This window comes from Lentibacillus kapialis, assembly GCF_014646635.1.
Taxonomy (GTDB): Bacteria; Bacillota; Bacilli; order Bacillales; family Amphibacillaceae; genus Lentibacillus; species Lentibacillus kapialis.
Genome location: NZ_BMNQ01000114.1, coordinates 1 through 582, shown reverse-complemented (window position 1 = coordinate 582; position 582 = coordinate 1). Strand labels below are relative to the sequence as shown.

Below are 582 nucleotides of genomic sequence, written 5' to 3'. Positions count from 1 at the left end.
TTACGGAAGCGCAAGAACAGGAAGTTTATCAGCTAATTGTTAATGAAAAGCCAATTGATGCAGGGTTTCCTGCCGAGATGAATTGGACGTCATTTTTAGTTCGTGATTGGATTGAGAAAACGTTTGACATATCGTTTACAGACCGTGGTGTACGAACGTTACTGCACCGTTTAGGAATGAGCTATACAAAGCCAACATATACCTTGGCAAAAGCTGATCCCGAAAAACAGGAAGCTTTTACAAAAGAATTTGAATCAGCTAAAAAAAATGAATGATGGCGAGATTGATCGAATATTGTTCCAGGATGAGTCCATGATTCGCGATTATCAGGCCCTCGCAAACACGTGGTTTCCAAAGGGGCAGCAAAAAAAGATACCTACTTACGGAAAGCACCATGGTGTCAAACTGATTAGTACATTGGACTATGAATCCGGCGATATCTTCTGCATTGAAAGAGAACGATATGATGCAAAGGTCTTTCTGTCCTTTTTAGAAAAGGTAGTTGAACGCTACCCAAATGAAAAGATTCTCATGGTCCTGGATAACGCAAGAATCCACCATGCCAAACTGATTAAACCGTTT

2 protein-coding genes are annotated in these 582 nt (G+C 40.5%); both read left to right on the top strand.

Going from position 1 to position 582, the window contains the following annotated elements:
- Positions 1-275: helix-turn-helix domain-containing protein (locus IEW67_RS18045; RefSeq protein ID WP_194466080.1), on the top strand; the 275-nt coding region annotated here is incomplete at its 5' end.
- Positions 268-582: transposase (locus IEW67_RS17760; protein ID WP_188634414.1), on the top strand; the 315-nt coding region annotated here is incomplete at its 3' end. The genes IEW67_RS18045 and IEW67_RS17760, both read left to right, overlap by 8 nt.